Source organism: Acidovorax sp. SUPP950 (assembly GCF_030158935.1).
In the GTDB taxonomy this organism is placed as follows: domain Bacteria; phylum Pseudomonadota; class Gammaproteobacteria; order Burkholderiales; family Burkholderiaceae_C; genus Paracidovorax.
Window position 1 is genome coordinate 26500 of record NZ_BQXE01000004.1, and the last position, 14386, is coordinate 40885.

The 14386-nt window shown below is 65.9% G+C and carries 11 protein-coding genes and 1 pseudogene; 7 read left to right on the forward strand and 5 right to left on the reverse strand.

All coding sequences use genetic code 11. The annotated features are described in order from the left end of the window. Positions 1–126 precede the first annotated feature (126 nt). From ydiJ to AVME950_RS17080, 6 genes and pseudogenes are all read left to right on the forward strand, one after another. A complete protein-coding gene (gene ydiJ / locus AVME950_RS17055) occupies positions 127–3210 on the forward strand; it encodes a D-2-hydroxyglutarate dehydrogenase YdiJ (protein WP_284430944.1) in 3084 nt (1027 codons plus the stop codon). A gap of 55 nt (positions 3211–3265) precedes the next feature. Then, positions 3266–3871 carry a TetR/AcrR family transcriptional regulator gene (locus AVME950_RS17060; protein ID WP_284430740.1) on the forward strand — a complete coding sequence of 202 codons (606 nt, stop codon included), beginning with the start codon at positions 3266–3268 and terminating at the stop codon, positions 3869–3871. Between the two features lie 109 nt (positions 3872–3980). Continuing rightward, entirely contained in the window at positions 3981–4982 is a 1002-nt protein-coding gene (locus tag AVME950_RS17065; protein WP_284430945.1) for an NADP-dependent oxidoreductase, read from the forward strand. An 83-nt stretch (positions 4983–5065) separates the two neighbouring features. After that, positions 5066–5770 carry an SDR family oxidoreductase gene (locus tag AVME950_RS17070; protein WP_284430741.1) on the forward strand — a complete coding sequence of 235 codons (705 nt, stop codon included), beginning with the start codon at positions 5066–5068 and terminating at the stop codon, positions 5768–5770. A gap of 305 nt (positions 5771–6075) precedes the next feature. Continuing rightward, positions 6076–7446 carry a 30S ribosomal protein S12 methylthiotransferase RimO gene (rimO, locus tag AVME950_RS17075; RefSeq protein ID WP_284430742.1) on the forward strand — a complete coding sequence of 457 codons (1371 nt, stop codon included), beginning with the start codon at positions 6076–6078 and terminating at the stop codon, positions 7444–7446. A 225-nt stretch (positions 7447–7671) separates the two neighbouring features. Beyond that, positions 7672–9050, forward strand: a pseudogene (locus AVME950_RS17080) (Nramp family divalent metal transporter). A 56-nt stretch (positions 9051–9106) separates the two neighbouring features. Here the strand turns inward: AVME950_RS17080 and AVME950_RS17085 are convergent. Then, positions 9107–9619 carry a hypothetical protein gene (locus AVME950_RS17085; protein ID WP_284430743.1) on the reverse strand — a complete coding sequence of 171 codons (513 nt, stop codon included), beginning with the start codon at positions 9617–9619 and terminating at the stop codon, positions 9107–9109. A gap of 223 nt (positions 9620–9842) precedes the next feature. Then, a complete protein-coding gene (locus tag AVME950_RS17090) occupies positions 9843–10733 on the reverse strand; it encodes a DMT family transporter (protein WP_284430744.1) in 891 nt (296 codons plus the stop codon). A gap of 158 nt (positions 10734–10891) precedes the next feature. Here AVME950_RS17090 and AVME950_RS17095 point away from each other — a divergent pair, with 158 nt between their 5' ends. Then, the gene (locus AVME950_RS17095; protein WP_284398565.1) at positions 10892–11449 is read left to right on the forward strand and encodes a helix-turn-helix domain-containing protein; all 558 of its coding nucleotides are present in this window, start codon (positions 10892–10894) and stop codon (positions 11447–11449) included. Between the two features lie 81 nt (positions 11450–11530). On the opposite strand, the gene efp is transcribed toward AVME950_RS17095, so the two are convergent. The 3 genes from efp to AVME950_RS17110 all read right to left on the reverse strand — a co-directional run bounded on the left by efp (position 11531) and on the right by AVME950_RS17110 (position 14267). Then, entirely contained in the window at positions 11531–12085 is a 555-nt protein-coding gene (gene efp, locus AVME950_RS17100) for an elongation factor P (RefSeq protein WP_272552191.1), read from the reverse strand. A 170-nt stretch (positions 12086–12255) separates the two neighbouring features. Further along, positions 12256–13371 (reverse strand): elongation factor P maturation arginine rhamnosyltransferase EarP, encoded by a 1116-nt coding sequence (gene earP / locus AVME950_RS17105; RefSeq protein ID WP_284430745.1) that lies wholly within the window; start codon positions 13369–13371, stop codon positions 12256–12258. Then, positions 13368–14267 carry a LysR family transcriptional regulator gene (locus AVME950_RS17110; protein WP_284430746.1) on the reverse strand — a complete coding sequence of 300 codons (900 nt, stop codon included), beginning with the start codon at positions 14265–14267 and terminating at the stop codon, positions 13368–13370. The genes earP and AVME950_RS17110 overlap by 4 nt, the downstream gene beginning before the upstream one ends. Between the last annotated feature and the right edge of the window lie 119 nt (positions 14268–14386).

Consider the following 14386-nt stretch of genomic DNA (forward strand, 5'->3'; position numbering starts at 1 on the left):
GTTCGTACCCGGCCTGTCGAGGCCACTGCTCCCGCGCCCTCTCGCCCTCTCGATGCGCCGCGTTCAACGCTTGACGGGCCACGTGGGGCAGGGCGCTTCTTTTCGTCATTGCAGGACCTGAAATTGATTGCAATCATTCCCGCCCCGGCGCCGCTGGACGGCGACTACCCGCGTTTTCTTCAGGCATTGGCCGCCGAGGGTTTCAGGGGCGAAATCACATCGCAGTACGCGGACCGCACCGTTCTGGCCACAGACAATTCGATCTATCAACGGCTGCCCCAGGCCGTGGTCTTCCCGCAAGATGCCGCGGACGTCGAAAAACTCGCGAAGCTGCTCGCCAGGCCGGAACACCGGCGGGTGGTGGTTTCTCCGCGGGGCGGGGGCACGGGCACCAACGGGCAATCCCTCACCGGGGGCATCGCCGTGGATCTCTCCCGGCATCTCAACCAGATCCTGTGGATCGATCCCGTGCGCCGGGTGGCACGGGTGCAGGCCGGCGTCGTCAAGGACCAGTTGAATGCGGCGCTGAAGGCGCACGGGCTGTTCTTTGCCCCTGAGCTGTCCACGTCCAACCGCGCCACGATCGGCGGCATGATCAACACCGACGCCAGCGGCCAGGGCAGTTGCACCTACGGCAAGACCCGCGACCACGTGCAGGTGCTGGACATGGTCCTGCTGGGGGGCGTGCGGTTTGCCAGCCGCTCGGTGGATGCGGAGGAACTGCCGTTGCGATTGAAGGAAAGCGGCCTGGTGGGCGATGTCTGGCGCTGCGCGCACCAGATCGCCACGGAGCATGCCGAGCTGATCGAGGCGCGCTTTCCCAAGCTCAATCGCCGCCTGACCGGCTATGACCTGGCGCACCTGAAAGAGCCCGGCGGTCGCTTCAACCTCAACAGCGTCTTGTGTGGGGCGGAAGGCTCGCTGGGCTTCGTCGTCGAGGCGGAAATCGGCCTGCTGCCCATCCCCCGCCATTCCATGCTGGTCAATGTGCGTTATGCCAGTTTCATGGACGCGCTGCGCGATGCGCGGGTGTTGATGGAGCATCGCCCGTTGTCGATCGAGACGGTCGATTCGCGGGTCTTGATGCTGGCGATGGAGGACATCGTCTGGCAGGACGTGGCGCAATACTTCCCTGCCCAGGCCGACCCGGCACCGACGCGTGGCATCAACCTGGTCGAATTCTGCGGGGACTCGGCGGACGAGGTGCGCGCTCGCGTGGCGGCCTTCATCGGGCACCTCGCCCGCAACCCCACGGTGAGCCGCATCGGTCACACCATTGCATCGGGCCGCACGGCCGTCGACAAGGTCTATGCCATGCGCAAGCGCGCCGTCGGCTTGCTGGGCAACGTGCAGGGCGAGGCCCGGCCCCAGCCTTTCGTCGAAGACACGGCCGTGCCGCCAGAGAAGCTCGCCGACTACATCGAAGAGTTCAGGGCATTGCTGGACCGCCATGGGCTGAGCTATGGCATGTTCGGCCACGTGGATGCGGGTGTGCTGCACGTCCGGCCCGCCCTGGACCTGAAGAACCCCGCCCATGCGGCGCTGATCCGAGCCATTTCCGACGAGGTCGCCGGGCTGACCCTGAAATACGGTGGCGTGCTCTGGGGCGAGCACGGCAAGGGAGTCCGTTCCGAATACGCGCCGAAGTATTTCGGCCCCCTGTATGGCGCATTGCAGGCGCTCAAGGCGGCATTCGATCCGCACAACCAGCTCAACCCGGGAAAGATTGCCACGCCCGCAGGCCAGAGTGCCCGGCTGCTGCGCATTGATGAGGTGCCATTGCGTGCCGACGCCGATCGCCAGATCGATGAGCGGGTGTGGCAGAGCTTTGCCAGCGCCGTCCATTGCAACGGCAATGGCGCTTGCTACAACTTCGATCCGGACGACGCGATGTGCCCGTCATGGAAGGCCACGCGCGAACGCAGGCACTCCCCGAAAGGACGTGCCTCGCTGCTGCGCGAGTGGCTGCGCCTGCAGGGCCATGCGGGGGTGGATGTTCTGGCGGTGGCTGCGCGGCAACCCTCGTTCCTGGCCGGATTGGTCAGGCGCTGGCGCAACAGCCGCGAACGCGCAACCAACGGAATGGGTCGCTCCCGCGACTTTTCCCATGAGGTGTATGAGGCGATGTCCGGTTGCCTGGCGTGCAAGTCGTGCGCGGGGCAGTGCCCTGTCAAGGTCAACGTTCCTGACTTTCGGTCGCGCTTTCTGGCGCTTTATCACACGCGGTATGGAAGGCCGTTGAAGGACTACCTCATCGGCTCGCTCGAATTCAGCGTTCCGTATCTGGCACGCCTTCCACGGCTCTACAACGGTGCCATGTCCAACACGCTGGTGCGCCGGATGCTCGAGCGCCATGCGGGCATGGTGGACAGCCCGTTGCTCAGCCGCTTCGACTTTCAGGCCACGTTGAGCCGCTGGGGCGTGCGCTGTGCAACGCCATCGTTGCTGGCCGCGCTGACGGACGCGCAACGCGCCCGGTCCGTGATCCTGGTGCAGGACGCTTTCACGCGCTATTTCGAGACACCCGTGTTTTCCGCGTTCATCGAGTTGGCGTCCCGGCTGGGGTACACGGTCTGGCTGGCCCCATTCATGCCGAACGGCAAGCCGCTTCATGTGCTGGGCTTTCTGCAGGCCTTCGATCGAACGGCGTTCAAAAACGCGGAGATGCTTGGCGCTCTGGCGTCGTGTGGCGTGCCGCTGGTCGGTCTCGATCCTGCCATGACGCTCGTGTACCGCCAGGAATACGCGAAGCTGCCGTTTTTGCAAAAGCCGCCGGGCGTCCTGCTTGCGCAGGAATGGCTGCTGGAGGCGCTGCCCGCGCGAGCGTCGGAATCTCTTTCGGGGGACTTTCAGCTGCTGAACCACTGCACCGAAAAAACGACCGCCCCCGCCGCCGCAGCGCTGTGGCCCCAGGTCTTTGCCCGTGCCGGTTTGAAGCTCACTGCGCGGGCCAGTGGCTGCTGCGGCATGTCGGGAACCTACGGACACGAAAGCCTGAATGTGCAGACCTCGCGCCTCATCTACTCCCAATCGTGGGGTCCGATATTGAACGCCGAGCCGGCGCGAAGGACGGAGTTCCTGGCCACCGGATATTCCTGCCGTAGCCAGGCCAAGCGGATGGACGACCGGCGTCTGCGGCATCCCGTGGAAGTCCTGCTTCAGTTCTATGCACAGCGGGAAACTTCCGCTTCTGCCGGCGCGGGGTGCTGACCGTGTGCATCCGGCCGCTTTTCACCTGCCAGGGCGCAATGGGCAAATAAAATGTATGATGGCCGTCATGCGAAAAGTAAAGACCAATGGCCGAACTGCTGCCAAAGAGGCTTCGCACGAGCGCATCGTGCAGGCCGCTGCGCGTGCCATCCGGCGCAGCGGCTATGACGGCACCGGCGTGGCCGACATCATGAAAGAGGCGGGTTTGACGCACGGTGCGTTCTATGCCCATTTCGAGTCTCGCGAAGCCATGCTGGCCGAAGCGGCAGACCGTGCCGGAGCCGAAGCCAACGCCGCCGCTGCGCGCATCGTCGCAGCCGTGCCGCCAGAGCAGTCCTTGCAAGCGCTGATGCAGGTCTATCTGTCCAAGGAGCATCTGGCGGCTATCGAGACAGGCTGCCCGGTTTCCGCCCTGGGCTCCGAGATGCCGCGCCAATCGCCCGAAGTGCGTCGCGCGGCCACGCTCCGCATCAAGGAGATGATTGATCTGGTGGCCCGTCAGTCGCCCGATTGGGGACAGCCTGGCGCCCACGAGCGCGCGTTGGTGACCGTGGCCACCATGGTGGGCACGTTGGTGCTGGCCCGTGCCGTCGATGACTCGGCGCTGTCGGAGTCGCTGTGCAGCGCCGCGTTGAAAAGTCTGGCCCCGTCCGGTGCGTGAGATCACTGGGCTTTTTTTTACTCATAAATATGATGACCATCATTTCAAAATGCCTGACAGCCAATGCTGCCAGGTTCGTCGCCTGCTCTGCCTGCAAAAAGGGAACCCCATGAAAGCTTTCATCCTGGACCGCTATGGGAAAAAAGAGCGCTTGCGCGCCGCCGACGTGCCTGAGCCGGACTTGCGTGACGACGAGATGCTGATCCAGGTTCACGCGGCCGCGGTGAACCTGCTGGATGCCAAGATCCGAAATGGCGAGTTCAAACTCATCCTGCCGTATCGCGCACCGTTCGTCCTGGGGCACGATGTGGCCGGCGTGGTGGTGCGCGCCGGACCGCGTGTCCGCCAGTTCAAGGCGGGCGACGAGGTGTACGCCAGGCCCGATGACTTGCGCATCGGCACGTTCGCCGAATTCGTGGCCGTGAAGGAAGACTCGGTGGCGATGAAGCCCAGGAACCTCACCATGGAGGAGGCTGCGTCCATCCCCCTGGTGGGTTTGACGGCTTGGCAGGCGCTGGTCGAAAAGGCAAAGCTCAAGAAGGGGCAGAAGGTTTTCATCCAGGCAGGCTCCGGGGGCGTGGGCACGTTTGCCATCCAGTTGGCCAAGCACCTGGGCGCGACGGTTGCCACCACCACCAGCACCGGCAACGTCGCTCTGGTGAAACGCCTGGGCGCAGATGTGGTCATCGACTACAAGAACGAGGCCTTTGAAGACCACCTGAGCGGCTACGACGTGGTGCTGAACAGCCAGGACGGCAAGGCCCTGGCGAAGTCCCTGGGCGTGCTCAAGCCGGGCGGAACCCTCGTTTCCATCTCAGGGCCACCGGACCCCCGGTTCGCCGAAGACATCCATGCCCCATGGTGGGTGAAGCAGGTGATGCGCGCCCTCAGCTCTGGCGCCCGCAGGCAGGCCCGGCGCCTCGATGTCGCCTATGCATTCCTTTTCATGAAGGCCAGCGGCAGCCAGTTGCGGCAGATCACGCCGCTGATCGAATCGGGCGCCATCCGCCCCGTGATCGACCAGGTCTTCCCCTTCGAATCCACTAACGATGCCCTTGCCTACGTCGAAAGCGGCCGAGCCAAGGGCAAGGTGGTCATCAAGGTCCGATGAGCCGTTCCATTGGAACGACATCGCACGTCCGTAAATATGACGATCGTCATTTGAAATACCAGTCCAACCCTTTGGAGCTCCCCATGCACCTTGAAAACTCCGTCGTCCTCGTCACGGGCGCCAACCGCGGCATCGGCCTGGCATTTGCGCGCGAACTGCTTGCGCGCGGTGCTCGCAAGGTTTACGCCGCCGCGCGCGACGCCGCCACCGTCACCTTGCCCGGCGTGCACGCCCTGCGGCTCGACGTTACCAAGCCCGAAGAGATCGCTGCTGCGGCACAGCAGGCCGCCGACGTGAACCTGGTGATCAACAACGCGGGCATCGCCCAGCCGGGCGGCTTTCTGGCGCAGGACAGCGACGCGGTGGCGCGTCGCATTTTTGAAACGAACTTTTTTGGTGTGCTGAACGTGAGCAAGGCGTTTGCGCCCGTGCTCCAGGCGAATGGCGGTGGCGCACTGCTCAACGTTCTGTCGGTGGCATCGTGGGTCAATGGTGGCGAGCTGGCCGCTTATTCGGCCAGCAAGTCGGCGGCGTGGTCGTTGACCAACGCACTGCGCCATGAGCTGGCCGGGCAGAAGACCCAGGTGCTGGGCCTGCACATGGCGTATGTGGACACTGACCTCACGCGGGGCTTCGAGGTCCCGAAAAGCAGCGCCGAGGAGATCGTGCAGCGTGCACTCGACGGACTGGAGGCCGGCGCCGATGAGGTATTGGCCGACGTGCTCACCCAGCAGGTGAGGCAGGGCCTGACAGCGCCGCGTCCGGTCTACCTCCCTCAGGCCCTTTGAGCCCGGCCACACCGGCATGCCACTCAACAAACTCCCTGCCCCTGCCGTGAAGCGTGTCGCCAGCGCGTGATCACGGCGCCCGGGGTGGGAAGCGGGGGCTTTGGAGAATCGCATGCCCGGTGCGCAGATGGCCGAGTCAATGCCAGACAGGGCCTCGGAACCCATGATTTCAAGCGTGGGGATGCAGCGCGGCTGAGGGCAATTCCTGGCCTCATTTACAATGTCGGGTTATCTTGCCCGCCGGGCCGTCCTGCGAAACCCAAATGAAATCAGATACTTACGATGAAATCGCGACGCCAGAGACGATGAAGGTCCCCAAGGTAGGCTTCGTCAGTCTCGGCTGTCCCAAAGCCCTGACCGACTCCGAACTGATCCTCACGCAGCTCAGTGCCGAGGGCTACCAGACCTCCAAGACTTTCGAAGGTGCCGATCTCGTCATCGTCAACACCTGCGGCTTCATCGACGATGCGGTCAAGGAAAGCCTGGACACCATCGGCGAGGCGCTGGCCGAGAACGGCAAGGTCATCGTCACCGGCTGCCTGGGTGCACGGTCCGGCGACGGTGGCGGGAACCTGGTGCGGCAAATGCACCCCAGCGTGCTGGCCGTCACCGGCCCCCATGCCACGCAGGAGGTGATGGATGCCGTCCACCTCAACCTGCCCAAGCCGCACGACCCGTTCATCGACCTGGTGCCGGGCAGCTTCGGTGTGGCGGGCATCAAGCTCACGCCCAAGCACTACGCATACCTCAAGATCAGCGAAGGCTGCAACCACCGCTGCACCTTCTGCATCATCCCCTCCATGCGCGGCGACCTCGTCTCGCGTCCCATCGGCGATGTGCTGAGCGAGGCCAAGGCTTTGTTCGAAGGCGGCGTGAAGGAACTGCTGGTCATCAGCCAGGACACCTCGGCGTTTGGCGTCGATGTGAAGTACCGCACGGGTTTCTGGGACGGCAAGCCCGTCAAGACCCGCATGCTGGAGCTGGTGCAGACCCTGGGCGAGATCGCCGAGCCCTACGGCGCCTGGGTGCGCCTGCACTACGTGTACCCCTACCCGAGCGTCGATGAGGTCATCCCCCTCATGGCCACGGGCAAGGTGCTGCCGTACCTGGACGTGCCGTTCCAGCACAGCCACCCGGACGTGCTCAAGCGCATGAAGCGCCCCGCCAGCGGCGAGCGCAATCTGGAGCGCATCCAGCGCTGGCGCGAGACCTGTCCCGAAATCGTCATCCGCAGCACCTTCATCGCCGGCTTTCCGGGCGAGACCGAAGAAGAGTTCCAGCACCTCCTGGACTTCGTGCGCGAGGCGCAGATCGACCGCGCAGGCTGCTTTGCTTACAGCGACGTGAACGGCGCTGTGGCCAATGAACTGCCAGGCATGCTGCCCCTCGAGTTGCGCGAAGAGCGCCGCGCGCGCTTCATGGCCGTGGCCGAGGAAGTGTCCGCCGCCAAGCTGCGCAGCCGCGTGGGCGCCACCATGCAGGTGCTGGTCGACTCCGCCCCCGCGCTGGGCAGAAAGGGCGGCACCGGCCGCACCTATGCCGATGCGCCCGAGATCGACGGCGTGGTGCACCTGCTGCCACCTGAGAAGATCAGCAAGACGATGAAGGTGGGCGAGTTCACCCGGGCCCGCATCGTCGGCACGCAGGGACACGACCTGGTCGCACTGCCGATCTGACCCGAGGTGGCGCGGGACCCGCGCGGGCGGTCGCCGCGGCGGGCGCAGGCCTGACGGCAGGTACCGCCCATCGCGCCATGCCATGGCGGCGATTGATCACTCGCCGCATAGTCCGAGCGCGCCGCCATGGCAACCCCACGCCGTCTATCTGCGCAATAGGCGCGGCGCCATGCCGTCGCGTGCCTGCTGCGGGACCGGGCTACGTATCATCGAGCTCCCATGCCCATGTTCCCCTTGCCGCGCACCGCCACCGCGCCTTTCTGCCCATCCGAAGTCAAGGGCAGCGTCCAGGTGGACCCTGGCCTCCCGTTTTCCAAAAAGCTGCTGCGCTACGCAGGGCCGGGCCTGCTGGTCTCGGTGGGCTACATGGACCCCGGCAATTGGGCGACGGACATCGAGGCCGGCTCGCGCTTCGGCTACGGGCTGCTCTTCGTCGTGCTGCTGGCGAGCCTCGCCGCCATGCTGCTGCAGACCCTGTGCGTGCGCCTGGGGCTGGTGGCGCGCCGGGACCTGGCCCAGCTGTGCCGCGAGCGCTATTCCCCCGCCGTGAACCGGTGCCTCTGGCTGGGAGCGGAACTGGCCATCGTGGCCTGCGATTTGGCCGAGGTGCTGGGCAGCGCGCTGGCGCTGCACCTGCTGTTCGGCGTGTCGATTCCGGTGGGTATCGCCATCACCGCCTTCGACACTGTGCTGGTGCTGGGCTTGCAGGGCGCGGGGTTCCGGCGGGTGGAGGCCATCGTGCTGGCGCTGGTCTGGTGCTGGGCTTGCAGGGCGCGGGGTTCCGGCGGGTGGAGGCCATCGTGCTGGCGCTGGTGGCCACCATCGCTGCGTGCTTTGCAGTGGAGCTGGCGTTCTCGCAGCCGATCTGGTCGCAGGTGGCGATCGGCTTCGTGCCCAGCCTGGAGCGGCTGCAGCAGCCCGGGGCGCTGTACCTGGCCATCGGCATCGTGGGCGCCACGGTCATGCCGCACAACCTGTACCTGCACTCGTCCATCGTGCAGACCCGGCTGGTGGCCGACACCGATACGGCGCGGCGCGAGGCCATTCGTTTCTGCACCTGGGATGCCGTGGTGTCGCTGTCGCTCGCGCTGCTGGTGAACGCGGCCATCATGGTGCTGGCCGCCAGTGCCTTCCATCACAGCGGCCACCGCGACGTGGCCGACATCGCCGACGCCTACCACCTCATCAAACCCCTGGTGGGCAGCGCCCTCGCGGCCGCGCTCTTCGGCATCGCGCTGCTGGCCTCGGGCCAGAGTTCGACCTTCACGGGCACCATCGCCGGGCAGATCGTCATGGAAGGATTCCTGGACCTCAAGATTCCCTGCTGGCAGCGGCGCCTCATCACGCGGGGCCTGGCGCTGGTGCCGGCTTTCGTGGGCGTGTGGTGGCTGGGCGATGCGGGTGTGGGCAAGATGCTGGTGCTCAGCCAGGTGGTGCTGAGCTTTCAGCTGCCCTTCGCGATGTGGCCGCTGATCCGGTTCAGCAGCAGCCCCGAGGTGATGGGCCGCTTTGCCACCGGACGGACCCTCCGGCTGGCGGCCTGGGGGCTGTTCGCCGTGATCTCGCTGGCGAACCTCTGGCTGGTGACGGCGGTGTTCGGCTGAGAGAGGCCGTTTCCGCCAGAAGCTGCCGCTGCGGCCCCCTTGCTTGATTGGTCGGCTCAGTTGGTCGGATAGGCCGTCAGCAGAATCCATTTGCCGCCGACCACTTCGAAGTCGAGCTGAACGTTGGAGAACTGCGATTTCGTCTTGGTGGTGCATTCGCCGTTGGCGTTGGCAGCGGTGCAGTTGAAGCCGCCAATCAGGTCTTTTTTCAGCACGCTGTAGACCGTCACCTTTTGCCGTGCATGCGTGCCGGAGCAGTCGACGGCCGTGCCTTTGTATTTTTTCGGGTCTTGGTAGTTGTTCCAGAAGCCGCTGTATTCCCCCACGCTGGAGAACAGCGTCTTGTCCTTCTGGCTGGAACCCTTGGGCGGCGTCGCGCCGAAGACGTGCTGGTTGAGGTGGCCGCCATCGGCGTTGTTGTTGGCCGAGACGGCGCTGTGCTGCACGGTCGCGATGGCGCGGCATTCCACGGCATGGGCGGGGCGGCTGAGGCCCGAGGCCATGAGCAGCGCGGCCATGGCGGACAGCGCCAAGGGGGTGGTGGACGAAAAAAAGCGGATCGAATGCATGCGGGCTCCCTGGTGTTATGTAAGGAAATCATTGCCGGAAGGCCTGGCAATTGCCCACCCGAAGCCGCTGTGCCATGGCGGGCCTGGATGCTGGCAAGGGGTGCGCGCCTGTCGGCCTTCCGGTGGCTCCATTCTGGAAAGACTCCCCTTGCAGCGCTCTGAAGATTGCGTGAATCGTCCTGAAATGGGCTGAAGCGCGGCAGCGCACGCTTCGTGCGCGTGGCTATCGCGGCGCTGGGTGGCGTGCGGCCATGCGCCATCCAAAGTTCATCCCTGCCACGGCCATGAGGATGGCGACGGCGCCACCGACCTGCATCGGGCTCAGCCGATGGCCGAAGGCCCACGCGTCCACCCCGATGGCCACGATGGGATAGATGAACGACAGAACGCCCACCATCGACGTCGATAACTTCTGTATGGCGCTGTACAGGAGCGTGGACATCAGGCCCGTGTGAATGAATCCGATCGCCAGCAGCAAACCCCAGGTGGGTAGTGTCGATCCGCCCGTCGGGGCCTGGGCGAACGACAGCAAAAGCAGGGTGCCGACGATCAGCTGGATCAGGACGATCAGCCGGGGCGGCACGCCGCTCAGCCTTTTGGTGATTGCGGCCGCCATGGCGTAGAAGAACGCGGCGGCCAGTGCCAGTCCGACGCCTTCCAGGTAGCCGGAGGGCAGCGCGCCCCACTGTCCACCGCCCACGACGATGAGCACGAGGCCGCCGAACGCGATGCCCAGCCATCCTGCCTGCGACGCGGTCAGCTTTTCTCCGAAGAACAGCGCCCCCAGCGCCACGAGCATGAAGGGCTGGGTGTGGTAGGTCACCGTGGCAATCGCGATGGATGCGTGCGAGTAGGCGGCAAAGAGCAGGCCCCAGCTGGCCGCCAGGGCGATGCCGCCGAGTGCGGCCATGCCGGCTTGCCTGCGGCCGATGTTCCATCGCTCCGGCTGGCCCGGACGGAGACAGAGCATCAGCAGCGCCACGGCACCGAACGCGCAGCGCCAGAAGACCACTGCGCCGGCAGGCATTCCGGTCTGCAGCACCAGCCAGCCCACCGTGCCGGCGATGACCATGGCGGTGGTCATCTCCAGCGTCCCTGCCGTTTTCGGATGCATGGATCGTTGCCTGTGTGGATTGCCCAGTCGCCTGGGCAAGGGATCAGAAGGAAGCGGTTCGTTCTTTAAAAAGAACGAACGAGCGGTATGATGAACTTGCTTCATTCGTTCGTCAAGTCGAACGATTGTTCTTTTTGATGAGATAGGATGACCATCCCTTGACCACCAGTCCTTCACCCATCCGCCTGTTGGCCGCGGCCGTGCGCCGCGAGCGCGAGCGCCTCGGCCTGTCCGTGTCGGAACTCGCCAAACGGGCGGCCATCGCCAAATCGACGCTCTCCCAGCTGGAGGCGGGCGTCGGCAATCCGAGCCTGGAAACGCTCTGGGCGCTCGCCACGGCGCTGGATGTGCAGGTGACGCAATTGATCGCCCAGCCCAGAACCCATGTGCAGGTCATCCGGGCCCATGAGGGGGTGGCGCTGGCTTCGGAGCAGGCGAACTACGCGGCGACCTTGCTGGCGGTGTGCCCTGCCGGCGTGCAGCGCGATCTCTACCGCCTGTCGGTCCAGCCCGGCGCACCCAGGACTTCCGAGCGCCACTTGCCGGGCACGGTGGAGCACGTCGTCCTGTGCAGCGGACGCGCCAGGCTGGGGCCGGTCGGCCATCTGGTGGAACTCGGCCCGGGGGACTATGCCAGCTACTCGGCGGATGAAACGCATGTGTTCGAAGCGCTGGAACCTCAGACGACGGCGGTCATGCTGATCGAGCACACATGACATGGACTGGCCCAGCGGAAATGAAAAAGGGCACCGGCCGAAGCGGGTGCCCTTTGGGGATCGAAACTCGATCCGGATCGATCAGACGCGCTTGCGGTACTCGCCCGTGCGGGTGTCGATTTCGATCTTGTCGCCCTGGCTCACGAACAGGGGCACGGGCACTTCGAAGCCGGTGGCGATCTTGGCGGGCTTGAGCACCTTGCCGGACGTGTCGCCCTTGACGGCGGGTTCCGTCCAGGTGACTTCGCGTTCCACGCTGGTGGGCAGTTCGACCGAGATGGCCTTGCCGTCGTAGAACACCACTTCGACGGTCATGCCGTCTTCCAGGTAGTTCAGTGCGTCGCCCATGTTCTCGGCTTCGACTTCGTACTGGTTGAATTCGGTGTCCATGCAGACGTACATCGGGTCGGCAAAGTAGGAGTAGGTGCACTCCTTCTTGTCCAGGATGACGTTGTCGATCTTGTCGTCGGCCTTGAACACGTTTTCGGTGCCGAAGTTGCCGATCAGGCTCTTGAGCTTCATGCGGACCGTGGCGGCGCCGCGGCCGCCGCGTGCGTATTCGGTCTTCAGGACGACCATCGGGTCCTTGCCGTGCATGATCACATTGCCGGCGCGGATTTCTTGAGCGATTTTCATAGCAGATTGCTGGGCTGGGGTTGAAGCCGCTCTACGCGCCGGGGCGCTGCGGGCGCTGCCTGAGGGGTGCAGCGCAAGGTCCGAGCGCCAGCGCATGTTCCGCGGCGGGATGCGCCGGCCGGTCACTTCGTCAGAAAGTGCCGCCTTGGGTTGGCGCAAAACCGTGGATTTTAGCTTTTTTCGGCCACGAACCCCAGCAGTTGGGTCAACAGATCGTCCTGCGCGAGCAGCCGTGCGCGCGCCGCCTGCACGGTCGCGCGCCATTCCTGCAGCGTGGCGGCGTCCAGGGCGGGCAGGGGACCGTCCTGTTCGAGTCCGTTCCACAGCGCGTGGAAACGCCGCAGCGAAGGCGGCGCCTGGAGCCAGTCGAGGAACGCGTGCAGCTTGGCATGGTGGGCCTGGTCGTCCTGGGGATAGATGTGCCACACGAAGGGCTGGCCGGCCCACAGGGCGCGCACCAGCGAGTCCTCGCCGCGCACGCAGTTGAAATCGCAGGCCCACAGCATCTCGTCGAACGCCGGCTGGGGGCAGGGAGCGAGGTATGAAATCGATAGCAGACTGCCGGCGTCTTGATTGCGCTGGAGGCCATTTCGGTCCTGATTGTCCAGCGCCTGGACGGCTGCCGTTGCGCGGCCGGGGGTGACGAGCAAATGGGCGCCGGCATGCTGCCGCAACCGGTCGAGTAGCGAAGGCAAGGCGGGTGGCTCGTAGCAAAACAGCGAAACGGCGAAGGCCCCGGTCGCCACGCCGTGGCGGGCACGCCAGCCGGCGCGGTCGAAGGCGGCCTGGCGGTCCATCAACCCCGGTTCGCGCAACAGCCCGCCCGTGCGGCGGGTGAACCCGGGGTAGAAGAACCAGCGCGTGCAGCCCGCGCCGGGGCCCGACATCAGCAGGGAGGGCAGGCGGTGGCTGCGCTCCACATAGCTTTCGGCGCTGAGGTACTCCAAGTTGATCCAAAGGCGTTCTTGGCCTGATGCCCTAGTGGAATTTGCCATGGATGCTATGAAATCAGGAGCAATCTCGCAGCCGAACGCCTCGATGACCACATCGCCCGCGCCGTCGGGCGGGGCCTGCGCAGGCCAGGGCAGGACCTGCACGCCCGGTGCGCCGGCAGGGGCCATCCAGCCCAGCGCGGTGGCGTCGTCCGTCCACAGGCGGACGGCGTGGCCCCGCCCGGCCAGGTCGGCGGCGAGGCGCCAGCACACGCCGATGTCGCCGTAGTTGTCGATGACCTGGCAGAACAGGTCCCAGCGCAGGGGGGAGGCTATGGGGTGCGCAGGGCTCATGCGCCACCCCGGGCCGGTGCCCGAAGATGCTCCACCAGCAGTTGCGCCACGCGCGACAGCGGCTCCCCGGACCGCACGCACAGCGACAGCTGCCGGTGCGCCCACGGCTCGGCCAGGGTGATGGGCCGCAGGGCCAGGGTGGCGCGGTACAACTGGGCGCTGCCGCGGGGCAGCACGCCCACGCCCAGGCCCGCGGACACCATGAGGCACAGCGCGTCGTAGCTGGTCACCTGGATGCGCAGCTTGAGCGGCAGGCCCGCTTCGGCCGCCGCGCGGGTGAGCTGGTTGTTGATGGCGCTGCCCGGGTGCACGCCCACGAAGTCGAACGGCAACGCATCGGCCAGCCGCACCGAGCGCCGCCGGGCCAGCGGATGGCCGGCGGGGGCGATCAGCACCAGTTCGTCGGTGCGGTAGGGCAGCAGGGCGACGCGCTCTCCGTAGCTGCCGTGGTTGAGGATGCCCACGTCCGCCGCGTTCTCGGCCACCGAATGGGCGATGGCGCTGCTGATCTGCTCCTGCAGCCGCACCTGGACCTGCGGGTGCGCGGCCATGAAGGCCGGCAGCTCGGCCGGCAGGAACTGGGTGATGGCCGAGATGTTGGCCACCACGCGCACGTGGCCCCGCACCCCGGCGCGAAAGTCGCGCATCTGCAGGGCGATGCCATCGAGTTCGTTGAGCACGCCGCGCGCCATGTTCAGCAGCGCATAGGCCGCGTCGGTGGGCTCGGTACCCCGGTTGCTGCGGCTGAAAAGCTCCACCTGCAGGGTGCCCTCCAGCTCGGCCAGGCGCCGGCTGGCGGCCGACGGGGCGATGTGCTCGCGCGCCGCGGCGCGGGCGATGGCGTTTTCTTCCATCACCGCCACGAACAGGCGCAGGGAAACCGGGTCGAGCTTCATGGGCGCCGATGGTACTGCCGCCGGGCAGCCGGCCATGCCGGTTTGCGATGGCGGCGTCGCGCATCGGGGTTTTGCGGTGGGCGGGGGCCACGGCATGATCCGCGCCATTCGAACGAAGG

What these genes read in the sequence shown, in the direction of transcription:
- earP (WP_284430745.1), bottom strand. Translation starts at nt 13,371, where the DNA reads ATGAGCCCTGCGCACCCCATAGCCTCCCCCCTGCGCTGGGACCTGTTC.
- AVME950_RS17060 (WP_284430740.1), top strand. Translation starts at nt 3,266, where the DNA reads ATGATGGCCGTCATGCGAAAAGTAAAGACCAATGGCCGAACTGCTGCC.
- AVME950_RS17090 (WP_284430744.1), bottom strand. Translation starts at nt 10,733, where the DNA reads ATGCATCCGAAAACGGCAGGGACGCTGGAGATGACCACCGCCATGGTC.
- AVME950_RS17110 (WP_284430746.1), bottom strand. Translation starts at nt 14,267, where the DNA reads ATGAAGCTCGACCCGGTTTCCCTGCGCCTGTTCGTGGCGGTGATGGAA.
- AVME950_RS17070 (WP_284430741.1), top strand. Translation starts at nt 5,066, where the DNA reads ATGCACCTTGAAAACTCCGTCGTCCTCGTCACGGGCGCCAACCGCGGC.
- AVME950_RS17085 (WP_284430743.1), bottom strand. Translation starts at nt 9,619, where the DNA reads ATGCATTCGATCCGCTTTTTTTCGTCCACCACCCCCTTGGCGCTGTCC.
- AVME950_RS17065 (WP_284430945.1), top strand. Translation starts at nt 3,981, where the DNA reads ATGAAAGCTTTCATCCTGGACCGCTATGGGAAAAAAGAGCGCTTGCGC.
- rimO (WP_284430742.1), top strand. Translation starts at nt 6,076, where the DNA reads ATGAAGGTCCCCAAGGTAGGCTTCGTCAGTCTCGGCTGTCCCAAAGCC.
- efp (WP_272552191.1), bottom strand. Translation starts at nt 12,085, where the DNA reads ATGAAAATCGCTCAAGAAATCCGCGCCGGCAATGTGATCATGCACGGC.